Raw genomic sequence first — 22,344 nt, 5'->3', positions numbered from 1 at the left:
GCTCCCTCCTAGGAGGCCATTCCCTTGAATGCGAAGAAGGCCAGGGACATGAGCCCGGCCATGATCAGGCCGAGCGGAGTGCCTTTCATGGCCATGGGCACCCGGGCCAGGTCGAGGCGTTCGCGGATGCCCGCCAGGAGGACCAGGGCCAGCATGAAGCCCACGCCCGAGGCCAGGGAGAAGAGGAAGGTCTCGAACAGGCCGTATTCCTCGCGTTGGCAGATGATGGCTATGCCGAGCACCGCGCAGTTGGTGGTGATCAGCGGCAGAAAGATGCCCAGCGATTTGTACAGGGGCGGAATGACCTTTTTCAGGAACATCTCCACGAACTGCACCAGGGCGGCGATGACCAGGATGAAGGCGATGGTCTGGAGGTAGTCGAGGCCATTGGGGGCAAGCAGGTACTCCTGCACGCACCAGGTGATGACGGCGGCCAGGGTGGCCACGAAGACCACGGCCAGCCCCATGCCGAGCGCCACGCCCGACTCCTTGGACGTGCCGATGAACGGGCAGTTGCCCAGGTACTGCGCCAACACGATGTTGTTGACGAAGATGGCGGCGATGACGAGTACGAAGTAGTCCATGGCGTCTCCCTATGTTCTCGGCTTGCTGGCGCACATGCCGCAGGTCTTGCAGTCGTGGACCGGGCCCTCGACGGCCTCCAGCCCCTTGGTCTTGCGCTGCCAGTTTGTCAGGGCGTTCATGCCCGTGAGCACGAGGCCCAGGCAGACGAAGGCGCCCGGTGCCTCAACCATGAAGCCGAAGGGCTTGAACCAGGTCCCCATGACGTGCATGCCGAACCAGGTGCCGTAGCCGAACAGCTCGCGCAGGGAGCCCAGGAAGGTCAGGGACAGGGTGAAGCCTATGCCCATGCCCATACCGTCGGCCACGGACAGCAGGACCGGATTCTTCGAGGCAAAGGCCTCGGCCCGGCCGAGGATGATGCAGTTGACCACGATCAGCGGCACGAAAATACCGAGTTGCAGGTACAGCGGATAGGCATACGCCTGCATGAGCAACTCCACGCAGACCACAAGCGAAGCGGCCACCACGATGAAGCAGGCGATGCGCACTTTGGACGGGATGATCTTGCGCAACATGGAGACCAGCATATTCGACAGGGCCAGGACGAAGATGACGGCCACGCCCATGCCGAAGCCGTTGTATGCGGTCTTGGTCACGGCCAGGGTGGGGCACAGTCCCAGGACCAGCTTGAACGGCGGCAGGTCGTGCCACAGGCCTTTTGAAAATTCCTTCCACAATGTGCTCATGGCGGTTGTCCTATGATGCCCACGTTTCGTGGATTTTGTCCTTGATCTGTTGAAAGATTCCGATGGCCTCGTTGACTGCGGCCACGCTGCCCGTGGACGAGATGGTCGCTCCGGCAATGGCCGCGATGTCGCCGCCGTCCTTGGTCAGGGCCACGGACTTGGTGGTGTGTCCCCGGAACTGGTCGCGGTATTCGGGCTCGACCAGACGCATGCCCAGGCCGGGGGTCTCCTTGAGAGTGGTGGTGCCGATGCCCGCCAGGGTGGTCCCGTCGATGTTGAAGCCGACCATTATGCCCACCGGCCCGCCGAAGCCCTTGCCGAAGGTTTCGAAAGCCACGCCCAGGAGCTTGCCGTTCTTCATGGCCGGGAACACGGTCACGGGGCCGTCGGGCAGGTCGAAGGTCTTGCGGTCCTTGATCGGATTGTTGTCGTAGCCGGTGAATATCTGGGACAGGGCCGGGCCCTGCACGTAGGTCATGACCTGCTCTTCGATGCGCGCGGATGTGGACTGGCGTACCGTGGCCAGGGTTAGGCCGGACAAGCCGCAGATGAGCGACAGGACCAGGACCATTTTGATCATTTCCTTCATTTACGCGCCCTCCGTGCCGTTGAAGAAGGAGTAGGGGCCGCCGAAGGGTTTGGGCCGGATGCGGTCCAGCAGCGGGGTGAACAGGTTGGCCAGGAGGATGGCGAAGGGGACGCCGTCGGGATACAGGCCGTACACCCGGATGACGATGACCATGGCCCCGGCCATGAGCCCGAAGAGCAGGGCGGGAATCCGCCCTATGGGGCTGGACGGCGGGTCCGTGGCCAGGAAAAAAGCGCCGAAGACCGCGCCGCCCGCCAGCAGATGGAACAGGGGCGGGGCGTAGACCGTGGGGTCCAGAAGGCGATAAAGCCAGGCCGTCAGCAGCAGCCCGCCGAAGAACCCTGCCGGGATTTCCCAGGCGATGCGGCCGCGCAGCAGCAGATAGGCCGCACCCGCCAGGAGGGCGGCCACATGCACGGCCCCCAGGCCGCCGAGCTGGTTGCCCAGAAGCAGATCTTGGTAATGGATGGAGCCGATGGACTCCGCACCGAAATATTTGAGCTGTTGCAGGGGGGCGGCCAGTTGGGAGGAAAGCATGGTCGCGTTGGTGTCCATGTAGCTTCCCCAGGAGATGCGGCACACGGCCCAGCCGACCAGGGGCGGACAGAGCGGGCTGCCGCCCAGGCCTCCGAAAATCATCTTGCCCAGGACGATGGCGGCGAACGCGCCGACCGTTACCAGCCACCATGGGCTCGATGCCGGGAGCAGGAAGGCGAACAACAGTCCGGTGACCGGGGCGCTGTAGTCATCCACGGACTGCTCGCGCTTCATTATCCGGTTGAGCAGGACCTCGGCGGTCACAGCCACGGCGCAGGACAAGGCCATGACCCGGAGGGCTCCCATGCCGAAGACGGCCACGGCCAGGATGGCGGCGGGCATGAGCGCGAGAAGGGTGTCGAGCATGTGGCGTTGGATGGTCCGGCCGCAATGCACGTGCGGCGGGACGGTCACGGTCAGGATGGGATTGAGCGGCTTCAGCATGGCGTGTCTCCGGTCTGCTCCTTCAGTTTGTCATCCGGGGGGGTGTCCGGGGCGTGCGCGCCGGCCAGCAGGGCCAGTTCGTACTTTGCCAGGCGGATGTATTGCAGCAGCGGGCGTTGGGCCGTGCACCAATAGCCGCATAGGCCGCATTCCATGCAGGAGTGTATGTGGTAGGCCTCGGCCCGTTCGAACTGTTTGAATTCGGCGCAGCGGCTGATCATGCCCGGCATGATCCGGGCCGGGCAGTGGCGTTCGCACGCGCCGCAGCCGAGACAGAAATTGTCCGTGGTTTCGAAGCCCGCCTCGCGGCGCATGAGGGTCAGGCCGTAGGTGTCCTTGTCCACCCCCTGCTCCAGATTGACCGCGGCCAGGCCGCGTAGGGGGCCGCCCAGGACGGCGCGGTCGCCGGGTTGCACTTGGACTCCGGCCTCGGCGGCCAGGAGGCCCACGGGGGTGCCCACGCGCACCAGCCGGTTCTGGCCGCCGATGGTCATGACCGTCTCGGTCACGGGGCGGCCCGTCTCCATGACCCGGCCGACGGCGTATAGTTCGCGGACAGACAGGATGGTGGCGTTTTTCGGCCGGGAGCCGGGCAGGACCTCCTGTTTGAGGATCGCCTTGTAGACCAGCGGGTCGAGCCCGTTGGGGTAGACCGGGGGGACATGGGCCACGGTGCAGTTGGCGAAGGCATTGGCCCGGTTGCCTTTGGCCGCCACCAGGAACATTTTGGTTGGCTCGATCACCTTGCGGATCGTTTCCAACCCCAGTTCCAGGGTCTTGCGGTAGTCGCGCAGCAGAGGCTCGAACGCGGAGATGCCGGGCTCGGGCGGGACCCCGTTGATGATCAGGGTGGAGGCCTTGTACAGGGCGCCCACGTCCATACCCATGGATTTGAGCCATTGCCGGAGGGGATCGCCGCCCTCGACGCAGGGGGTGACGGGCGCCAGCTTGCCGCCGCTGCCCATCTCGATAAACATCGAGTGGGGCTCCAGTTCGAGGATGGTTCCGGCCAGGGGGGCGTGCAGATCGCCCTTGTCCGGACCGTTGCCCACGGCCACTTTGGTGCCCGCCAGGACCTGTTCGCCCACGCCCAGGATCGGGGTCAGGCCCTCCATGGACAGGCGCAGCCGGTCCGGCCGGGAGGACGTGGTCAGGGGCCCGGTTTCGCCGCACAGCAGGCTGAAATTGAAATCGCTCATGTCGCTTCGGTCCCTTATTTCATGTGGCATTGGTAGCAGGCGTCGTCATCGAACGGGCCGCTGCCGTTCTTCTCGTGGCAGCCCCGGCATTGGTCATGGTAAGCCGTCATGGTGGTGGGGATCAGCCGGTCGGTGGGCCCGGTGTGGCAATCGGCGCAGGCCCGGTAGCTGGCCTCGACGGCCGGTTCGGCCTTGCGCTCGTGGCAGCGGGTGCAGCCCACGGCTCCTTCCTTATAAAGGTCTTCATGGCAGTCCGCGCACCTGGCGTGGGCCGCGTCGCGCAGGGATGGGCGGGAGTCGGCCCCGTCCGTATGGCAGTTGGCGCAGGCCTGCGGTTCGGGTTCGATATCCTTGTCGTGATGGCAGGACAGGCAGTCGCCGGAGGTGTAGTCGTCGGCGTGTTCGGCGTGGTTGAATTTGGCGATACTCGCCCCGGCGTGATGGCAGGCGGCGCACTGCCTTTTGTCCATGGTTTTCTGATGGCCGGCTTTGAAGGCCTCGTCGAATTTGGCGACGTGGCAGGAGCCGCAGGCGGGCGGATTGTTGTCGTCGGCCGAGGTGTGGTGACAGTCGGCGCACCGGCCGTTCATGTCGTCGATGTGCCGGGCATGGTTCAGGATGACCTTGCCCCCCTTGTTTTCGAGGAGCACCCGGACGGGCGGTCCTTCCGAACCGGCCGGAGCCAGGTAGCCGCCGACGGCGACGAGAAAAAGGACGGCGGTCACGATGGTGATGGGAAGATACCGTTTTTGCAATGGATCAACCTCATAGGTTAGAGCGGAATACAAACTTGTAGCTGAAACCGTGGGGTTTAGTCCATACCTTAAAGAGGTTTTGAGGTCAGGATGAGCATTGTCCGGGGAAAGGGAGGATGCGCTGAATTTATCCCCGGCCGAGCAGGCCGAAGGCGAACATCAGACCGAACAAGGCCGCTCCCGCCCACCACAGGAAGAGAGCCAGTTCCGTGGTGACGAGCACGTAGGCCGCCTTGGCGGCGATATCCAGGGGAAACTCGCTCGCCAGGGTCAGCATGTCCAGGCCGAACAACTTGCTCAGCACATCCATGAGAGTCAGGACGGGCCGGGTCCCGGTGACGGCCCAGACGGCGCCTTGCCAGACCAGGGTCAGCAGGCATCCACCCCAGGCGAGGATTCCGAGTGTTTTGAGCATGGGAACCGTATATATAATTGCTGGCCGGAACGCCATGGTTTACTGAAGCAATACGGGAGGGTGGCATGGATATCGCCGTGGGCGACAGCATCATTCTGGAGGTCTCGACCTTCGAGGACCGCTTCCTCGGGCTGGTCGCCGGGCTCAAGGCCGACGGCCGCCTGACGGTCTTTGCCGATGTGCCCGACGCGGTGGTCGAGCGATTGGCGACGGACGCCTTCGCCCAGGTCCGCTACGTCTACGACGGCAAGCTGCTCGGCTTCCATACCCGCGTCCTGAAAACCGTGGACACGCCTTCCACAATTTTTGAATTGGCCGCCCCTCGGAAGATCTTCGACGCCGAGGAGCGTAGGGAGCCGCGTTGCGCCTGCTCGTTCCCGGCTTTCGTGGTCAACGGCGGACAGGCCGTCCGGGGGGTGTTGGAGGATATGTCCGCCAGTTGCACCCGCGTGCGTTTTTTGGGCGACGACCGAGGCGGCTGTCCCGTGGAAAAGGACGACCGCGTGCGTCTGACCTTTCATCCTTTCGACATGGACGGGCAGGGCATCGGCGTGGGGTGCTCGGTGTTCAAGACCTTTATGAAGGACCGCACGCACTATGCGGTGCTGCGTTTCAACAACGACGAACCGGATGCCCGCAAGCGGATATCCGGTTTCATCGAGGCCCAGGTCTGCTGCCGCATCCCCGGGGTATAGCTGCTTCGGCCTATGCGCCGACCTCAAGCTTCTTGGCGTAGGTGGCGGCTTCGATGCCCGCGACGCATCCCTCGCCGACGGCCTTGGCCATCTGGAGGGGCGGGCCGCAGATGTCGCCTGCGGCGTACACGCCTTCCACGTTGGTGCGCTGCTTTTTGTCCGCCTCGATATATTTCATGTTTTCATCCAACCGCACGCCGAGCATGGCGGTCAATTCCAGCACGCCCTTGGCGCCCAATTCGATGAACACGCCGCTGACGTCTTGAGTGGAGCCGTCGTCCAGGAGCACGGACCGGACCGCGTCGTCCCCTTGGATTTCCTTGATGGTCACGCCCTCGTGGACGTGTACGCCGGTGTCGGTCAACTGCTTGCTCAATCCTTCGTTGACGTCCAGTTCCTGGCAGTAGAGGTGCACCTCGCTCGCGAAGTTGGTCAAGGCCACGGCTCCGCCCGCGGCGGCGCTACGGCAACCGGCCACGGCCACCACTTCGTTTCGGTAGAAGCCCGCGTCGCAGTCCACGCAGTAGCTCACGCCCTTGCCGAGCAGTTCCTTTTCGCCGGGCACACCCAGCTTGTTGCGGCTGGAACCCGTGGCCAGGATAATGGTCTTGGCCCGGACCGTGTCGCCGGATTCGAGTTTGAGTGAGAACGTTTTGCCGTCCGGCTCGATGGCCAGGACGTCTTCGTCGCGGAATTCGGCCCCGAAGCTTTCGGCTTGGACGCGGCCCTTCTTGAGGATTTCCTCGCCGGATATCTTGATCTGACAGCAGTAGTTTTCCACATGAGCCCAGTACAGGCTGGAATTGTCGATGCGGCCGAGCATGAGGGTCCGGGCCTTTTTGCGTGAAGCATGGATGGCCGCCTGAAGGCCGCCGGGGCCGGAACCGAGTATGACGACGTCGTAGAGCGTATCGGACATGGGGGTCCTCCTGTGTTCGAATGAGAGTGCGTTACCGCAAAGAATAAGCACTCGTCGGGGGAAGTAAAGCTGCGTTCCCGGAGGAGGATTGAAGAGGCGTACCCGGCGGATGTCAGAAGTTGGCCGATCCCCGGGCGTGCAGGTGGTCGAGGACCTTGGCCTTCAGGATTTCGCTTTCCGGGATTTCGGGCAGCAGCGCGAAGGTTCGGGCCACCAGGCCGCGTTCGAGCAGCAGTCGGCCCGAGGTGGCGTAGGTCAGGGAAAATATCCAGCCGGTCATGAGCAGCAGGAAGTCTTTTTCGTAGCGGAGCAGGGAATAGTCGCAGGACCCGGCGGACAAGACCGCGTTCAGAACCGCCGGGGTACAGCGCGTGGGGTCTGTCTTGAGCCGGAAGAGGACCGCCCGGCCAGGGGTATGGGGCTGCTCCATGTAGTCCAGGATGACGGTAAAGATGTCGAGCTTGTCCGCGTCGCGGGTGACATCGACCATGGTGGCCAAAGGGGGACGGAGGCGTGGGTTGACATCCTTGGCGTTATGCAGGCCCACGGCGGCTCGGATCAACCGCCATTCGGCCGGGGAAAAGCCGCCGGGCAGGTCGAGGCCGCGCAGGGCGAGCACGCCCATGCGTCCGTGGCTGACGGACTCCGCGTCCCGGAATGTCCGGTAACGCGCGAATTGCGGAAAGCGCCCGATGTCGTGATACAGGGCGGCCATGACGGCCAGTTCCCCGGTGCGGCCGGTGATCTTTTCCGCTTCGATGATCGCCCGCGCGTTGTCCAGGACGCGCATGGTGTGGTCGAGCTTCAGGCGGATGTGGTAGTCGTTGTTTTCCTCGCCGGTGAGGTGTTTTTCGGCGAATTCCCGGATCAGTTCTTCGTGTGCGGGCAGGGACATGGTCAATCCTTGAGCCTCTTCATCCTGACTTCGTATTCCGGTTCGGAGATTTCTCCCTTTTCGAACCGCTCCTTGAGCTCGGCCCGTTCCTTTTCGGTCTCTAGGCGGGCCTCCTCGTCGAGTTCCTTGTCCCGCAGGGGGCCGCCCGGGCCGAAGAGCAGCCGGAGAAAGAGCAGGATCGCTCCCATGATCAGGGAGACGAAGAGCAGGCGGGCCACGGCGGGCAGAATGTGTTCCCCATACCCGGAATTGAACGGCCATGCGCGCCATTGCGGGCTGTCCAGAAAATCGAAAAAACCGCCGAGCAGGGCGGGAATGTGCGAAAAATCCATGGTCGTTTTCCTCCGGGCGGCGTGGTTGGCCGCGGCCCTGTTTCTACGTGGCAATCGCCTTTAGGGCAAGCCCCGGCAGGGCGGCGATGCGCCCTATGAAGGCGTTATAGATTGCGGCGGGATTTGTCCCGGCCCGTTGAATTCCTTTGTCGAGTGGTGTAGTTTTGCTTCCGAGAAGGAGAATCAATGCGTATCCTTATAGTTGAAGATGAATTCACCAGCCGTAAGCTTTTGACCGCGTTGCTGTCCGATTTCGGCGAGTGCGACACGGCCTCCGACGGCGTGGAGTGCGTGGACGCCTTCCGTCGCGCCATCGACGAGGGCCGCCCTTATGATCTGGTCTGCATGGACATCATGATGCCCAACAAGGACGGCCATCAGGCCCTCAAGGACATCCGGGCCATGGAACAGGAATTGGGCGTGTCCACCGCCGACGAGGCCAAGGTCATCATGATTACCGCTCTGAACGACCCGAAGACCGTGGTCCGGGCCTACTACAAGGGCGGGGCCGCGGCCTACCTGCCCAAACCCATCGAGGTGGAGAGCCTCTACGCCATTCTGCGCAACCTTGCGCTCATCGATTGATTGCCTGTCCGCCGACTTTGTTTTACGAAGCACCCATGCACAATGACATCCACGCGAACGCGACCGGTTCGGCCGGTCGTTCGACACGCCCGGTCCATTGCCTGGGCCGATTGTTGACGGCGTCCGCCCTGGTCCTGCTCGCGGCCACGCCGGCTTTGGCCCAGGCCGGGCCCGCAAGCCGCACCGGCTCCATTCTGAATATCCTTTTGCTGGTGCTCATCGCCTATTTCCTGGTCCGCGCCTTCAGGCGGCGTTCCGGCGGCGACGACGATCGGACCAAGCCCGGCCGTTGGTCGCGTCCCGACTATCCGGCCAAGCCCGACGGGGAGGATCGCTCCGACGACGGGACCGAGGAGCGTCCCCGGCCCGGCGCCATGGACCGGCACGAAGCCGCCAGGCGTACCTGGGACATGCTCAGTTCCAAGGAACCCGACGACCGGCCCGCGCCCACGACGCCCACCGGTCCGTCCATCCGGGCGGACGGTTTCGACGAGGCCGAATTCCTGGAAGGGGCCAAGATCCTCTTTTCCCGTTTTCAGGAAGCCAGAGGCAAGGAGGACTTCGACGCCCTCCGCGACTTTTTATCCGACGGGGTCTACGGCGACGCCGTGGCCGCCGGGGATCGCCCCCGCACCGAGGTCATGCTTGTCTCGGCCCTGCTGGCCGAACTGCATTCGGCCAACGGCCGGACCGTGGCCTCCGTGCACTATGACGCGCAGTTGCGCGTGGGCGAGGATGGCCGTCCCGTCCAGTACCGGGCCGTCTGGGACTTCGGCCGCGACGACGCCGGGCCCGGCGGGTTGTGGGTCCTGGAAAAGATCAATTCGATAGACCAATAAAATTAGCGGCCTCTTCGTGAGGCGTTTGTATTCCGGAGGGAAAAATGGCGGATACCGTTTTCAACCTGGACCAGCCTATCGGTGCGCTCATCGACATTGCCGTGCGGGAGTTCGGCGAGGTCGGATTCGAGACCGTGAACATCGGCGACAAGAGCCTGGAGGTGCTCCAGGTCAAGCAGATGCCGAAGTATCTCGACAAGCTGGTGGACAAATCCCGGGCGGGCAAAAAAATTGTCCTGCCCCTGTGGGCCAAGGTTTGGCCTTCCTGCCTGGTGCTGGGCTATACCCTGACCCGGTTTCCGTTCGCGCCCGGCTGCTCCATTCTCGAGGTGGGCGCGGGCTGCGCCGTGAACGGCATGGTCATGGCCAAGCTTGGCCACCATGTGACCGTGAGCGATGTGGAGCCCTACGCTTTGCTGTTCAGCCGGATCAATGTTCTCAGGAACGGTCTGGACGGCTTGGTGGACATCCGGCGGGTGGACTTCACCACGGATTCGCTGGGGCGGCGCTTCGACTACATTATCGGTTGCGAGGTACTCTATGAAGAGGCGGTCTACGAACCGCTGGCGGATTTCCTCGACGCCCAGCTGGCAGAGGCCCCGACCGCCGAGGTCCTCATGGCCATGGACAAGAAGCGGCAGGGCAGGAAATTCTTCGACAAGGCCGCCGGACTCTTCGCCATGATGAAGTCCGAGGCCAACTACAAGGACAACGAGACCGGCGAGGAGAACGTCGTCAACCTGTTCCGCATGAAGAGGAAGGCATTGTGATCGAGCTCAAACATTGCCCCAAATCCTTCACCACCGACCAGGACAAGGCATGCACCCCGGTGGAGACCGTAAAGCGCGTCAAGGCCGCTCTGGCCGAGAAATGCAGCGGCGTCCTGGCCAAGACCGACCGGGTGGATACCGGCCGTCTCGGCATTCCGGTGTTTGTCAGTGAGTGCGGTCCCGAAGCCCGCGAGGTCATGCCCACGCGCAAGCAGATGGGCAAGGGCGCGTCCCCGGAACAGGCCGAGGCCTCGGCCCTCATGGAACTGGTGGAGCGGTTCTCCTATTTCAGCTTTTGGGCCGATCCGGGCAATTTCACCGAACTGACTTGGTCCGAGGCACAGGAGCGATGGCCCGGCAAGGTCATGGACATCGGCCAGGTGATCCGTTCGGTGAACGAGGACATCGCCGCGGACAAGGCCGTTCGGCTCCTGGATCTCATCCGTTGGAAGTTCCACCCCGCGCTCAACGTGCGTTCCGGGCAGGAAGAGTACGTCCCTCTGGATTGGTTCAAGAAGCTCAATGAGTTTAACGGTTCATCCGCCGGGAACACCTTCGAGGAATCCATTGCCCAAGGCGCGTGCGAGTTGGTGGAGCGGCATGTCTGCGCGCTCATCGACCGTAGCCGACGGGTGACCCCGACCATTGATTCGGCCTCCTGTGACGACCCGATCCTGCGCCGCCTGCTCGATTGCTTCGAGCGTAACGGCGTGACCATCATCCTCAAGGATTTTTCCCTGGGCTACCCCGTGCCCACCGTGGCGGCCGTGGCCTGGGACCGCAAGACCTTCCCGGCGTTGAGCGAAATAGTATTCACCGCCGGGACCGCGGCCTCGCCGGTCAAGGCCGCCATCCGCGCCGTGACCGAGGTGGCCCAGCTGGCGGGCGATTTCGAGACCAGCCGCGTGTACGAGGCCTCGGGACTGCCCAAATTCACCGAACTCGATCAGATCGAATGGTTGAAGGAAGGGGACGTGGTTGCCCTCGATTCCCTGCCTACGGTGGAGGACGAGGATATCTTCAATGAACTGAACGCCCTGGCGCGCGGCCTCGGAGACATGGGCGACACGTTGTATTCCGTGGACACCCGGCACCCGGAGCTGATGGTCACGGCAAACTACAACTTCGTGCCCGGCTTCGACTTCCGCGAGCGCACGCCGCATCGCTCCATGGGACTTTTCGTGGGACGCATCCTGGCCGAGGAGGCCGACTTCGACGCAGCCCTGGAAGGGCTGGATGTGCTGGAGGAGATTTATCCCGGCGCCTACTTCCTGCCGTTCTTCCGTGGACTGCTCGCCCTGCGCATGGGCGACCCGACCTATGCGGCGGCCTGCTTCGAGGAGTCCGTTGACCTGCAACCCGCAGACGCCGAACGCGGCCTGGCGCTCTTCTACCAGGCCTACGCCCTGTCCAGATTGGAGGCCTGGGAAGAGACCATCGAACTCCTGGGCCGGGCCATCGGGCTCGACCGGGAGTGCCGGGAGTTCTTCAATCTGCGTGGCGTGGCGCACTTCAAAGGCGGCCGGTACGAGTTGGCGGCCGAGGACTTCAAGGCGTCTTTGGATATCGACAGCGGCTCGCCCCACGATCTGGCGAACCTTGGCCTGTGCCATAAGTTTTTGGGCAATCTCCGGGAGGCGGCGGATTATTTGCAGGCGGCTCTCGACATGGACCCGTCCTTGGAGTATGCTCACCAACATCTGTCCGAAATTGTGGAATCCTAGTCCGTTATGGACGTTTCCCCGGGTTGCTTTTTGTTCTGTTGAAATGTGTCGAGTACTTGACAAGGTTAGGGAGGCGACGTAATGTCCCTCCACGGTTTTACACCGAGTCTTTTTGATCGCAGCTAAGCAGCGGATCGCTGTTTAAACGGATATGGTCGCTCCGGGAATTGCTCGGGGCCACAGCAAGACAAACATCCACTTAGGAGGATACAATGGCTGTTGTTGAATTCCAGGGCTCTTCTTTCGAAGTTGACGAAGACGGCTTCCTGCAGAAATTTGAAGACTGGACCCCTGTCTGGGTCGAATACGTGAAGGAATCCGAGGGCATCAAGGAGATCTCCGAGGATCACCAGAAGGTCATCGACTTCCTGCAGGATTACTACAAGAAGAACGGCATCGCTCCGATGGTCCGTATCCTCTCCAAGGTCACCGGCTTCAAGCTGAAGCAGATCTACGAGCTGTTCCCGTCCGGACCCGGCAAGGGAGCCTGTAAGATGGCTGGCCTGCCCAAGCCCACCGGCTGCGTCTAGTTCTCGACCGAACTCGACTGACAAAGGCGGGAGCTTCGGCCCCCGCCTTTTTTGCGCCTTGGCGGGCGCGGTTGTCGGCAATTCGGCGCACGAAGAATAACCGGGTAAATTCCGGAGATTTCCCTTGCCAAGCAGGGGGGCAGTGCGTATAAGACCGAGTTCCAGGCAAAAAGAATGACAGGAGATAGTCATGAAAAACGATATTCATCCCAAGACTTACAAGGCTAAAGTCCGTTGTCACTGCGGATACGAGGCCGAGCTGCTGACCACCAAGGGTGAGGCGTTCGAGGTGGAAATCTGCGCCAACTGCCATCCCTTCTACACCGGCAAGCAGCGCTTTGTGGACACCGCCGGCCGCATTGACCGCTTCCGCAAGAAGTACGGCGATCTGAACACCTTGGCCGCCAAATCCAAGTAGCTGTTTTTTCGGCGAAAGCCGAGACCATATGCCTTCGTTGGGGTCGTGTACCCTTCGGAGGCATATTGTTTTATCCGGCGCTTTACAATCGGCGGGGAATCCATGATTCTCCGCACACGGGACATGGCGCGTGCCGCCCGGGGATGTTTCCTTATACCGGAGGGTATCTGCTTGAGACTGCGAGGAATTCTGACGATGGCCGCACCCCAGGCCGTGGGCGGCCAGGCGGTGATCGAGGGCGTGATGATGCGCGCCCAGGACAAGCTCGCCATCGCTATCCGCAAGGCGGACGGCGAGATCGTCACCGATGTCCGGCCATGGTTCACCCTGATCAGACATCCCTTGCTCAAGAAACCCTTCCTGCGCGGCTTTCCGGTGCTCATGGAAACCATGGTCAACGGCATCAAGGCCCTCAACTATTCAGCCATGCAGGCTGCCGAGGACACCGAGGAAGAAGACGGGGAACTGACCACTTGGCACCTCGTTCTGACCATGGTTCTGGCGCTCGGCGCGGCCCTCGGCCTGTTTGTGGTCCTGCCGCATTTCCTGTCCGTGGGCATGGAGATGCTCGGCTTGGGCGGCGATGTGGATTCCCTGAGCTTCCACGCCTGGGACGGGTTGATCAAGATGGTCGTCTTCGTGGGCTACATCCTGGCCATTTCTTATATCCCGGACATCCGGCGGGTCTTCGAGTATCACGGGGCCGAACACAAGATCATCTGGACTTGGGAAGAGGGCAAGGAGCTTTCTCCGGCGTCCAGCCGTTTCTACAGCCGGTTGCATCCGCGCTGCGGCACAGCCTTCCTGCTTTTCGTCCTGGCCGTGTCCATTCTGCTCTATGCCGTGCTTGTGCCCTGGCTGCTGACGTTTTATTCGCCGGAACATTTCATGGTCAAACATCTGTACATCGTCGGCATGAAGCTTTTCCTTATGATTCCGGTCAGTTGTGTGGCCTATGAGATGATCAAATTTGCCGGTAAATACAGCAAGAACGGCCTGTGCAAACTGATGTGCTGGCCCGGGCTGATGATGCAGTTGCTGACCACCAAGGAACCCGACGACAGCCAGCTTGAGGTGGCCATCGCCGCCCTGCGCTGCGCCGTCAACGCCGAGGAGTGCTAGACCATGTTTGGCAAGCTAGAAGAAATTGAGGAAAAATACATCGAGTTGGAGCAGGAGCTTGCCCAGCCCGATATTTTCAACGACCAGGAGCGGTACAAGAAGGTCTCCAAGGCCCACGCCGACCTGGGCGAGGTGGTCGAGGTCTTTCGCAAGTACAAGCAGCTTTCGCGGGATCTGGAAGACAACCACGAGATGATGAACGACGCCGATCCCGAGATTCGGGAGATGGCCAAGGCCGAAATCGACGACCTTGAAGGCCAACTGCCCGCGCTTGAGGACGAGCTCAAGGTTCTGCTGCTGCCCAAGGACCCCATGGATGAAAAGAACATCATCCTGGAAATCCGGGCGGGCACCGGTGGCGATGAAGCGGCCTTGTTCGCGGCCGATCTGTACCGCATGTACACCCGGTACGCCGAGATCAATCATTGGAAAGTCGAGGAGATGAGCGCCAACCACACCGGTTCCGGCGGCTACAAGGAAGTTATCGCCTCCATCTCCGGCGACAAGGTCTACAGCAAGCTCAAGTACGAGTCCGGAACGCACCGGGTGCAGCGCGTCCCGGCCACCGAGTCCCAGGGACGCATCCATACGTCCGCCGTGACCGTGGCCATTATGCCCGAGGCCGAAGAAGTGGACGTGGAACTTCGTCCCGAGGACCTGCGCGTGGATGTGTTCCGCTCCTCCGGTCCCGGCGGCCAGTCGGTCAACACTACGGACTCGGCTATTCGCGTGACCCACATTCCGTCCGGCCTGGTGGTCATCTGCCAGGACGAAAAGTCCCAACACAAGAACAAGGCCAAGGCGTTGAAGGTCCTGCGTTCCCGTCTGCTCCAGCTCGAGCAGGACAAAGCCAAGGCCGAGGAAGAGGCCACCCGGCGCAGCCAGGTGGGGTCCGGCGACAGGTCCGAGCGCATTCGCACCTACAACTACCCCCAGGGCCGCGTGTCCGACCACCGCATCAACCTGACCTTGCACAAACTCCCCCAGATTATGGAGGGCGAGTTGCAGGACTTGACCGATGCCTTGATCAGTTATTTCCAGGCCGAAGCCCTCAAGCGGCAGGGCGACTAGTCGTTCCCGGCGAGGAGCTCCGGTGTCCCGAAACATTCAGGATGTGCTGAAAGCGTGCGAGTCCCGCCTGTCCGGCGTGGACTCGCCGCGTTTAAGCGCCGAGCTCCTGGCTGCCCATGCCCTGGGCTGCTCACGCCTGGCCCTGAACCTTGAGCGGGGCAGGGTACTTACAGGGGCGGAGTTGGCCGCCGTAGAGGCCTTGATCGCGCGCCGAGCAGCGGGCGAGCCCGTGGCCTATATCCTGGGCAGCCGGGAATTCTACGGGCTCGATTTCGTCGTTTCGCCCGCCGTGCTCATTCCCCGGCCCGAAACCGAACACATCGTCGAGGGCGTGGAGGCGCGGTTCACCAAGAAACAGGCGTTTCGGTTTGCTGACCTCGGCACCGGTTCCGGCATTCTGGCCGTGACCCTCACCACGCTCTTCCCCGAGGCCAGAGGGGTGGCGGTGGACATCAGCGCCGATGCTCTGGATGTGGCCCGTGCCAATGCAGAAGCGCACAATGTAGCCGATAGGCTCGACTTTCTTCAGGCCGACTTCACCGTGGAGACCGTGGAAGGGGCGTTCGACCTGGTGGTTTCCAATCCTCCGTACGTCACCGAAGCCGAATTTGAGGCCGCCAGCCATGAAGTCACCGGCTTCGAACCCACCGGCGCGCTGGTCAGCGGCGCGGATGGGCTTGATCACATCCGGGCCATGCTCCCTGGGGTGGCCGCCATGCTCAATCCGAGGGGATGGCTGCTTATGGAAATTGGCTGTGGGCAGGGTCAGACAGTAATAAATATCATTATTGATAAACGGCCGTTATTCGAAGAGGTTGGCGTGGAAAAAGACCTCGCCGGACGGGACCGTGTGGTCGTTGCGCGGAAAAAATAATCGTAGAAATGCAACACCTCCAGCCGCTTCTTGTTGTAAAAAAACAAAGATTTGCTGTAATGCAACACATGTTTGGATGAGCGGATCGTCAAAAAAATCAAGTAAAATAATGAATTACACTAATTCTAACCTCTGGCATCGTTCTTGCTAAAAGGATGATTGGTTAATCAACCGGAGGAATAATGTCTCAGACAACTATACATAGATCAGTACGTTGCACCGGGATCGGGCTCCACAGCGGCAAGCAGGTGGATTTGGTCCTTAGGCCCGCAGCGGAAGACACCGGCATCCTGTTTTCCCTACGCGACGGATCCGGGTCCACCTTCCTGACTCCCGCCCCGTCCCTGGTCGTGGAGACCAGCCTGGCCACGGTGCTGGGAGACGGCCATGAGACCGTGGCCACCGTCGAGCATCTGCTGGCCTCCATCAACGGCATGGGCATCGACAACATCCACATCGAAGTCACGGGCAAGGAAGTGCCCATCATGGACGGCAGCGCCGCCTCTTTCGTCTATCTGCTCAAGCAGGCGGGCGTCCGCAAGCTGAACAAGCCCCGCAAAATCATGGCCGTCAAGAAGGCCATGGAGTTCGAGCAGGACGGCAAATACATCAAGGCCCGCCCCTATGACGGTCTGCGTCTGGACTACACCATCGAGTTCGCGCACCCGCTCATCGGTCGCCAGGAGATGTCCCTGGAGATCACTCCCGAGAATTTCACCCAGCATCTCGCCAAGGCCCGTACCTTCGGTTTTCTCAAGGAAGTCGATTACCTGCATGCCAACGGCTTGGCTTTGGGCGGCACCTTGGACAATGCGGTTGTTCTGGACGAATACAATATCCTCAATGCCGAGGGGCTGCGTTTCGACGACGAGTTCGTGCGTCACAAGATGTTGGATTTCGTCGGCGACATCGCCACCTTCGGCGCGCGCCTTCAGGGGCATTTCGAGGTCTTCGCTTCGGGTCATGCCCTGAACAACGCTTTCCTCCGGCACCTGGACGAGAACCGGGACCTCTATCTGGAGGAAAAGCTGGAAGTCATCCCCGCGGTCGAGGAAGCTCCGGCCCGCGAACAACTCCGTCCGGCTCCCGCCGTGGCCTAGGCAATCCCTTCACTAGTTGAAAAAGCCCGCCGAAAGGCGGGCTTTTTTGTGGGGGCTGTACCAGATAACTCCTCTGAGGTATCGGTATGGCAATGCGGAAAAGTCGTTTGAGTCAGAGTAAGCAGCTCCGTTTGATCGAGCATTTCGTGGCAGGGACCACAGCCCGCTGTGCTGCCGATCTGGTCGGAGTGACCGTCAAAACAGCCGCTTTCTATTTTCACCGTCTCCGAAAAATCATAGCCGAAGAAGAGGCCTGTGAAGAGATGGACTTCGGCGAATTTGAAGTCGATGAAAGCTACTTCGGAGGGAAACGGAAGGGTAAACGAGGCCGAGGGGCCGCAGGCAAGGTGCCTGTTTTTGGAATCCTTAAGCGAGGCGGAAAGGTCTACACGCAAGTAATTCCTGACGCCAAAAGTAAAACGCTGTTGCCAATCATTCAGAAGAAGGTGCGGCCAGACAGTATCGTGTACTCAGATGCTCTTTACAGCTACAATGTTCTGGATATTTCTGAATTCAAACATTTCAGGATCAACCACTCGAAGTTGTTTGCTGACAAGCAGAACCACATCAACGGAATCGAGAATTTTTGGAACCAGGCCAAGCGTCATATGAGGAAGTTTAACGGTATCCCGACCAAACATTTCCCCCTTTTTTTGAAGGAATGTGAATGGCGTTTTAATACCAGCAATCCACAAACTCAGTTTAAACAACTGAAACAGTTGGTTAAGAAGCATATGGGCTGATTATCTGGTACAGCCCCTTTTGGTGGGCCTATCCCAGAGCCTTCCCAAAAGAGCCATGCGTCGTTGCGAATTGCTTCGCGGCGAGAGCTGGGAAATTTAGCCTCCGGCGGGGTATTTTTACGACTTCGGCGCGGCCTGCCTCGCCATGCGGTTATCCGTATGTGCGCAGGCAGATGCGGCGCGTCTTTTTGTCGCCTCCCGGATGTCGGAGGCGTTTCTATTGTTTGAAAAGCAGTTCGGGGAGAAGACCGCTGTGGCTGGCCCGGGGGAGTTTGGTAACGCCGAGGAACTGGACCTGCAGAGTTGTTTCGGGGTGCGAGTGGCTATCGAGGTAGCGCGAGAGGTCGCTGGCGTGTTCGGGGTGTTGCAATTGCACGCGGCAGGACAGGGCGTCCGCTTTGCGCAGGAATTGGACGCGGGTCAGTCCCATGCGCGCGTGATCGAATTCCACCACGGTTTCAGTGAGCCGGGAGGCCTCTTGGGCGCGGCGGATGATGGTGGCCTGGCGCAATGCTGCGGGCGAGAGCCATGGTTGATAGACGAGAATACCCTTGTTCGCGTCTTGCAGGGCTCGGGATAGCGGGCAGGCGCAGTTGGCCGCGTCCTGGTAGGCGGCGAGGAGCGGCGGCGAGGCGGCCAGCAGGGCGAGGAAGGCCGGCAGGGATAGGGGGCGTCCGAAAAGACCGGCCTGCTTGAGCGCCGGGCGAAAGCGGTTCTCGAAGAGGGTACGCGCGGAATCGAAATCGCCGACCCTGGACAGGGTGGTGGCGGTGCGCCCTTGCCCTCCGCCGGTCAGCTCCTTGAGGACAATGTGCGGCACAAGTTGCTGGATGAGGAAAAGCAGGCGGCTGCCTTCGGCGTGGGCGGTTTCGAGCTGGGCCAGAAGCCGTTCGCCGTCGATGTCTACCCAGGCCATGGAGTCCGGAAGGTTCTTGAGCAGCACACCCCGGACTTTTTGACCGGGCCGGTGCCGGTTGCGGAATCGGTCGGACCGACTGTCGCCGTCGAAGGAAAAACCGCCTGTGCCGGAACCGGAGATGCGCATGGCGGTGCCCTAGGATTGGTCGATGATCAGTTCGACTTCGTCCAGCCCGAGGCCGGATGACTTGGCGAGTTGCGTGGCGGTCTTGCCGGAACGGTGTCCTTGGATGATGATTTCACGCATGAATTGTGGAGACTTGGCGTATTCGTTGGCGAGCCTGACCAGCTTCCTGAGTTCGGTGGCCTTGTTTTCGAGTTGGGTGTTCAAGGCGACCAGTTCCTGCTGCCGCTGTTCGAAGGTGGCCACCAGTTCATTTTCGAGCTGGGTATTGAATTGGAGGCGTTTGATGAACTCCTCCTGCTTGGCGTGCAGGCCGGACAGCAGGATCTCGGATTTGCGCAGCCGGAGGAAGAAGACAATAACCACGCCGAGCAAGACGACCTCGCTGAGGGTGAAGAGAATGATGAGCATATTGGACATGATGGGTCTTGTCTCTTGATGGTCAGATCTTGACGTTGACGATGTTGCCGGACCAGGGGGACCCGTCGGAGGCCCCGGCATCCGGGTCTTCCTCTTCGGGGGCGCATCCTTTGCGCTCGGAAGAGGCTTCCTGCCGCTGATCATTATGGCCGTCGCGGTCCACGGGATCGGCGGCGGCGTTCTCCTGGACCTTCTGCACCGTGCCCTCGCGCTGACGGAGCTGTTCTTGGATCAACGGACCGAAGAGTTGTTGGTTGATCTCGGGCGTAGCCTTTTCCGCGTGGGCGATCTTCTGCACGAAGGGCAGTTGGGAAATGAGTATGGGCAGGTCCAACGGCGTGGAGCTCATGGATCACCTCACAAGATATTGTTCGAACATCAACGTATCGAACTGACCAAACCCCATGTACTGGTTGACGATGACCAGTAATTCATTTTTTAACTTCTCGCTGTTCTTCTCATCGGACAGAAATTGGAGATCCTTATTCTTGAGATAGTAGTACAGGGCGTTGCGTACGGCAAACGTCTCCTGTTTGAATTGCCTGGCCAGCCCCTCGTCCTCGGTGGACAGGAGGAGAGTGATCTCAAGGAAGCGGATCTTGCCTGATTCGTCCCGTTGTTCGATGAGGAACGGATCCAACTTGATGAGGACCTGCGGCGTTTCCGGGACCGCTGGTTCCGGTTCCGGGGCAGCCGCTTCCTCGGCGGGCGCGGGCGGCGGAGGAGGTGGCGATTCGGGTTCGCGCAAAAGGAGGATGGCGATGATGACCAGCAGGATCAGGATGACGCCCATCCCCATGAGAACGAATTTGTTCTTGAGCAGGGCGACCAGGCCCGGCTTGGGCTTGGCGTCGTCCTCGGTCGGGAACGGGATTTCGCTCTCGGTGGCCTCGATCTCCTCCTCTTCGTCCTCGTCTTCAAGGAATGGGGCATCGTCGAGGTCGAGATCGACCTTCTGGGTGGCCCGACTCGCCGCGGCATCGTCCAACTCCGCTTTCCGCTGTCCCGCGGGAGCGTCGGTTACATCATCGGCATCATCCGGGACGAGCAAGACCATGGCATACGCCTATTTGGCAACGTCATTTAGCTGAAGATTTTGTCGATCTTCTGGCCCAGTGTTTCGGGAGTGAACGGCTTGACGATGTAATTGGACACCTTGGCCTGCACTGCCTCGATGATATTTTCCTGCTGGGCCTCGGCGGTGACCATCAGGAAGGGGATGTCGGAGTACTCCTCGCTGGCGCGAACCTTGCGGAGCAGTTCGATGCCGGACATGGTCGGCATGTTCCAGTCGGAAACGATGAAATCGATATTGTCCTTGTTGAGCACTTCCCAGGCGGTGGAGCCGTCATCGGCCTCGACGATGTTGTTGAAACCCAGTTGGCGCAGGATGTTTTTGATGATTTTACGCATCGTGGAAAAATCGTCTACAACCAGAACGCGCATGTTGGTGTCGTAAGCCATCGAAAGTCTCCTTTACATGGATGCTACTCGTTTTCGTAACGAGCTCTGAACGTTTTTCTTAATTTATTCAATGCTTGAGAGTGGAGTTGCGAGACGCGCCCCTCGGTTATGTCCATAACTTCGGCCGTCTCCTTCATGTTCAACTCCTCCCCGTAGTAGAGAGATATGACCAATTTTTCTCTTGGCGTCAATTCTTCAATTAGATTGGCTACTTTGTCAACAATCTCCTGGAAGGCGGCCGACTGGAACGGTTCGTTGTCGGTCATCTTCTTTTGGCTGATGAGGTTTTCCTGGAACGTGTCGAGACTGAGACATACCTGATTGTTCAGGGCTTCGAGTCCCTGCTGGACTTCCTTGTCGGACATGCCGGTATGGGCGCAGAGCTGTTCCGGCGTGGCCGGGGATCCCGTCTCGTGTTCGATCCGGCGCATGGAGTCCTCCAGCACCTTGACCTTTTGCCGCAGCCCCCGGGAAAACCAGTCCATGCGTCGCAGCTCGTCGAGCATGGCCCCCTTGATCCGGTTTTCCGAATAGGTGTCGAATTTGATCCCCAATTCCGGGTTGAATTTCCCCAAGGCGTCCAGAAGCCCGAGGCTGCCCGCACTGATGAGCTCGTTGAGCTCCACACTTTGGGGCAACTTGGCTTTGAGCCGCAACGCCAGAATCCGGATTTTGGGCGCATAGTAGCGGACGATGTTTTCCCGGTCGCGCGGGGAAAAATCGTCCCAATGCTTGACGCCCTGTTCCAGCTCAAGCCACGGATCGTTCCTGGAAGAGGAGCTTTTTCCAGAAGAATTTAATATTGCCATCGGTGTTGGGGGTTACCTGCCAGTTTTTGACCTTCTGGGCCGTCTGCCGGACAGCGACGCTGGCCGGGGTCTTGGGAAATTTGTGACAGAACGGGGTTTGCGCGATGACCGCGTTGCGCACGTTCTGGTCATAGGGCACGAAGCCCACCAGGTCGAGCGAAATGCCATCAAGAAAGTGGTCGCAGGCGTTCAGGAGCTTGAGATAGACCTCCCGGGCCATGTTCACGTCCTTGACCATGTTCACCAGCACGCGGAATTTTTCCACGCCGTGATGTAGCTTGAGAACCTTGATGAGCGCATAGGCGTCGGTCAGGGATGTAGGCTCCGGGGTGATGATGAGGAGCCGTTCCTGCACGGCCAGATTGAAATAGAGTACGTTGTCGTTGATGCCCGCGCCCGTGTCCACGATGAGGTAGTCCACGCTGTCTTCCAGAGAGTCCATGGCGTCCAGGAGGTCCAATTTTTGGCCCTTGTCCAGATTGACCATGTCGCTCACGCCCGAGGAGGCGGGGAGGATACGGAAGCCGTAGGGGGTATCGAAGAGGATTTTATCCAGGGTCATGTCTTCGTGGAACAGGTGGAAGAGATTGTGCTCAGGGGCAAGACCGAGGATGACGTCCACGTTGGCCAATCCCAGGTCGGCGTCCAGCAGGACCACGTTCTTGCCCGCGGCGCTGAGGGAGTAGGCCAGGTTGACCGACATGTTGGTCTTGCCGACGCCTCCTTTGCCGGAGGTGACGGAGAGGACCAGGGGGAGATTCGAACTCATGACGGTGACGCGC

At 60.7% G+C, this 22,344-nt stretch carries 29 protein-coding genes; 12 read left to right on the top strand and 17 right to left on the bottom strand.

The window, feature by feature from the left end:
* Nucleotides 1–8: 8 nt before the first annotated feature.
* The 7 genes from J0909_RS00415 to J0909_RS00385 form a co-directional block, all read right to left on the bottom strand.
* Nucleotides 9–584 (bottom strand): electron transport complex protein RnfA, encoded by a 576-nt coding sequence (locus tag J0909_RS00415; RefSeq protein WP_207259629.1) that lies wholly within the window; start codon nt 582–584, stop codon nt 9–11.
* A 9-nt stretch (nt 585–593) separates the two neighbouring features.
* Nucleotides 594–1,271 (bottom strand): electron transport complex subunit RsxE, encoded by a 678-nt coding sequence (rsxE, locus tag J0909_RS00410; RefSeq protein ID WP_207259628.1) that lies wholly within the window; start codon nt 1,269–1,271, stop codon nt 594–596.
* A 10-nt stretch (nt 1,272–1,281) separates the two neighbouring features.
* Entirely contained in the window at nt 1,282–1,860 is a 579-nt protein-coding gene (gene rnfG, locus J0909_RS00405) for an RnfABCDGE type electron transport complex subunit G (protein WP_207259627.1), read from the bottom strand.
* A complete protein-coding gene (locus J0909_RS00400; RefSeq protein ID WP_207259626.1) occupies nt 1,861–2,841 on the bottom strand; it encodes an RnfABCDGE type electron transport complex subunit D in 981 nt (326 codons plus the stop codon).
* Nucleotides 2,835–4,040: an electron transporter RnfC gene (locus tag J0909_RS00395; RefSeq protein ID WP_207259625.1), complete on the bottom strand. Its 1,206-nt coding sequence runs from the start codon at nt 4,038–4,040 to the stop codon at nt 2,835–2,837. Before J0909_RS00395 ends, J0909_RS00400 begins: the two co-directional genes overlap by 7 nt.
* A 14-nt stretch (nt 4,041–4,054) precedes the next feature.
* A complete protein-coding gene (locus tag J0909_RS00390) occupies nt 4,055–4,795 on the bottom strand; it encodes a cytochrome c3 family protein (RefSeq protein WP_207259624.1) in 741 nt (246 codons plus the stop codon).
* Nucleotides 4,796–4,922: 127 nt separating this feature from the next.
* Complete coding sequence (locus tag J0909_RS00385) at nt 4,923–5,210, bottom strand: potassium:proton antiporter (protein WP_207259623.1); 288 nt, start codon at nt 5,208–5,210, stop codon at nt 4,923–4,925.
* 65 nt (nt 5,211–5,275) lie between these two features.
* Between J0909_RS00385 and J0909_RS00380 the strand changes: the two genes are divergently transcribed.
* Nucleotides 5,276–5,905 (top strand): PilZ domain-containing protein, encoded by a 630-nt coding sequence (locus J0909_RS00380; protein ID WP_207259622.1) that lies wholly within the window; start codon nt 5,276–5,278, stop codon nt 5,903–5,905.
* A 10-nt stretch (nt 5,906–5,915) separates the two neighbouring features.
* Here the strand turns inward: J0909_RS00380 and J0909_RS00375 are convergent, their stop codons facing one another.
* The 3 genes from J0909_RS00375 to J0909_RS00365 form a co-directional block, all read right to left on the bottom strand.
* Nucleotides 5,916–6,824 (bottom strand): NAD(P)/FAD-dependent oxidoreductase, encoded by a 909-nt coding sequence (locus J0909_RS00375; RefSeq protein WP_207259621.1) that lies wholly within the window; start codon nt 6,822–6,824, stop codon nt 5,916–5,918.
* A 112-nt stretch (nt 6,825–6,936) separates the two neighbouring features.
* Nucleotides 6,937–7,719 carry an HD domain-containing protein gene (locus J0909_RS00370; RefSeq protein WP_207259620.1) on the bottom strand — a complete coding sequence of 261 codons (783 nt, stop codon included), beginning with the start codon at nt 7,717–7,719 and terminating at the stop codon, nt 6,937–6,939.
* Nucleotides 7,720–7,721: 2 nt separating this feature from the next.
* Nucleotides 7,722–8,051: an SHOCT domain-containing protein gene (locus J0909_RS00365; protein ID WP_207259619.1), complete on the bottom strand. Its 330-nt coding sequence runs from the start codon at nt 8,049–8,051 to the stop codon at nt 7,722–7,724.
* A gap of 186 nt (nt 8,052–8,237) precedes the next feature.
* Between J0909_RS00365 and J0909_RS00360 the strand changes: the two genes are divergently transcribed.
* The 11 genes from J0909_RS00360 (at nt 8,238) to J0909_RS00310 (ending at nt 17,827) form a co-directional block, all read left to right on the top strand.
* Nucleotides 8,238–8,636 (top strand): response regulator, encoded by a 399-nt coding sequence (locus tag J0909_RS00360; protein WP_207259618.1) that lies wholly within the window; start codon nt 8,238–8,240, stop codon nt 8,634–8,636.
* Between the two features lie 35 nt (nt 8,637–8,671).
* Nucleotides 8,672–9,475: a Tim44 domain-containing protein gene (locus J0909_RS00355; RefSeq protein ID WP_207259617.1), complete on the top strand. Its 804-nt coding sequence runs from the start codon at nt 8,672–8,674 to the stop codon at nt 9,473–9,475.
* A gap of 44 nt (nt 9,476–9,519) precedes the next feature.
* Nucleotides 9,520–10,245 carry a class I SAM-dependent methyltransferase gene (locus J0909_RS00350; RefSeq protein ID WP_207259616.1) on the top strand — a complete coding sequence of 242 codons (726 nt, stop codon included), beginning with the start codon at nt 9,520–9,522 and terminating at the stop codon, nt 10,243–10,245.
* On the top strand, nt 10,242–11,969 hold the full coding sequence (locus tag J0909_RS00345; protein ID WP_207259615.1) for a YcaO-like family protein: 1,728 nt from the start codon (nt 10,242–10,244) through the stop codon (nt 11,967–11,969). Before J0909_RS00350 ends, J0909_RS00345 begins: the two co-directional genes overlap by 4 nt.
* Before the next feature lie 212 nt (nt 11,970–12,181).
* Complete coding sequence (locus J0909_RS00340; protein ID WP_014321317.1) at nt 12,182–12,499, top strand: TusE/DsrC/DsvC family sulfur relay protein; 318 nt, start codon at nt 12,182–12,184, stop codon at nt 12,497–12,499.
* Between the two features lie 190 nt (nt 12,500–12,689).
* Nucleotides 12,690–12,917: a 50S ribosomal protein L31 gene (rpmE, locus tag J0909_RS00335; protein WP_207259614.1), complete on the top strand. Its 228-nt coding sequence runs from the start codon at nt 12,690–12,692 to the stop codon at nt 12,915–12,917.
* Between the two features lie 195 nt (nt 12,918–13,112).
* Nucleotides 13,113–14,039, top strand: a complete 927-nt coding sequence (locus J0909_RS00330; protein ID WP_207259613.1) for a DUF1385 domain-containing protein — start codon at nt 13,113–13,115, stop codon at nt 14,037–14,039.
* 3 nt (nt 14,040–14,042) lie between these two features.
* Nucleotides 14,043–15,110 (top strand): peptide chain release factor 1, encoded by a 1,068-nt coding sequence (gene prfA / locus J0909_RS00325; RefSeq protein WP_207259612.1) that lies wholly within the window; start codon nt 14,043–14,045, stop codon nt 15,108–15,110.
* A gap of 22 nt (nt 15,111–15,132) precedes the next feature.
* Nucleotides 15,133–15,984 (top strand): peptide chain release factor N(5)-glutamine methyltransferase, encoded by an 852-nt coding sequence (prmC, locus tag J0909_RS00320; protein WP_207259611.1) that lies wholly within the window; start codon nt 15,133–15,135, stop codon nt 15,982–15,984.
* A gap of 182 nt (nt 15,985–16,166) precedes the next feature.
* Nucleotides 16,167–17,084 (top strand): UDP-3-O-acyl-N-acetylglucosamine deacetylase, encoded by a 918-nt coding sequence (gene lpxC, locus J0909_RS00315; protein WP_207259610.1) that lies wholly within the window; start codon nt 16,167–16,169, stop codon nt 17,082–17,084.
* A 92-nt stretch (nt 17,085–17,176) separates the two neighbouring features.
* Nucleotides 17,177–17,827: an IS1595 family transposase gene (locus J0909_RS00310; protein WP_207259882.1), complete on the top strand. Its 651-nt coding sequence runs from the start codon at nt 17,177–17,179 to the stop codon at nt 17,825–17,827.
* Between the two features lie 217 nt (nt 17,828–18,044).
* On the opposite strand, the gene J0909_RS00305 is transcribed toward J0909_RS00310, so the two are convergent.
* Genes J0909_RS00305 through J0909_RS00275 form a run of 7 tightly spaced genes read right to left on the bottom strand, consistent with a single transcriptional unit; the run spans nt 18,045 to nt 22,331 of the window.
* Complete coding sequence (locus J0909_RS00305) at nt 18,045–18,872, bottom strand: hypothetical protein (protein ID WP_207259609.1); 828 nt, start codon at nt 18,870–18,872, stop codon at nt 18,045–18,047.
* A gap of 9 nt (nt 18,873–18,881) precedes the next feature.
* Nucleotides 18,882–19,289 carry a hypothetical protein gene (locus tag J0909_RS00300; protein WP_207259608.1) on the bottom strand — a complete coding sequence of 136 codons (408 nt, stop codon included), beginning with the start codon at nt 19,287–19,289 and terminating at the stop codon, nt 18,882–18,884.
* Between the two features lie 22 nt (nt 19,290–19,311).
* Nucleotides 19,312–19,638 carry a hypothetical protein gene (locus tag J0909_RS00295; RefSeq protein ID WP_207259607.1) on the bottom strand — a complete coding sequence of 109 codons (327 nt, stop codon included), beginning with the start codon at nt 19,636–19,638 and terminating at the stop codon, nt 19,312–19,314.
* A 3-nt stretch (nt 19,639–19,641) separates the two neighbouring features.
* Nucleotides 19,642–20,346, bottom strand: coding sequence for a flagellar basal body-associated FliL family protein (locus J0909_RS00290; protein ID WP_207259606.1), 705 nt, complete (start codon nt 20,344–20,346; stop codon nt 19,642–19,644).
* A 26-nt stretch (nt 20,347–20,372) separates the two neighbouring features.
* The gene (locus J0909_RS00285) at nt 20,373–20,753 is read right to left on the bottom strand and encodes a chemotaxis response regulator CheY (RefSeq protein ID WP_207259605.1); all 381 of its coding nucleotides are present in this window, start codon (nt 20,751–20,753) and stop codon (nt 20,373–20,375) included.
* A gap of 23 nt (nt 20,754–20,776) precedes the next feature.
* Nucleotides 20,777–21,562 carry a FliA/WhiG family RNA polymerase sigma factor gene (locus J0909_RS00280; RefSeq protein WP_207259604.1) on the bottom strand — a complete coding sequence of 262 codons (786 nt, stop codon included), beginning with the start codon at nt 21,560–21,562 and terminating at the stop codon, nt 20,777–20,779.
* Nucleotides 21,504–22,331 carry a MinD/ParA family protein gene (locus J0909_RS00275; RefSeq protein WP_207259603.1) on the bottom strand — a complete coding sequence of 276 codons (828 nt, stop codon included), beginning with the start codon at nt 22,329–22,331 and terminating at the stop codon, nt 21,504–21,506. Before J0909_RS00275 ends, J0909_RS00280 begins: the two co-directional genes overlap by 59 nt.
* Nucleotides 22,332–22,344: the final 13 nt, after the last annotated feature.

The sequence above is a fragment of the Desulfovibrio sp. Huiquan2017 genome, assembly GCF_017351175.1.
In the GTDB taxonomy this organism is placed as follows: Bacteria; Desulfobacterota; Desulfovibrionia; order Desulfovibrionales; family Desulfovibrionaceae; genus Pseudodesulfovibrio.
The sequence above is the reverse complement of the archived record's forward strand: the minus strand, read 5'-3'. Positions and strand labels throughout refer to the sequence as shown.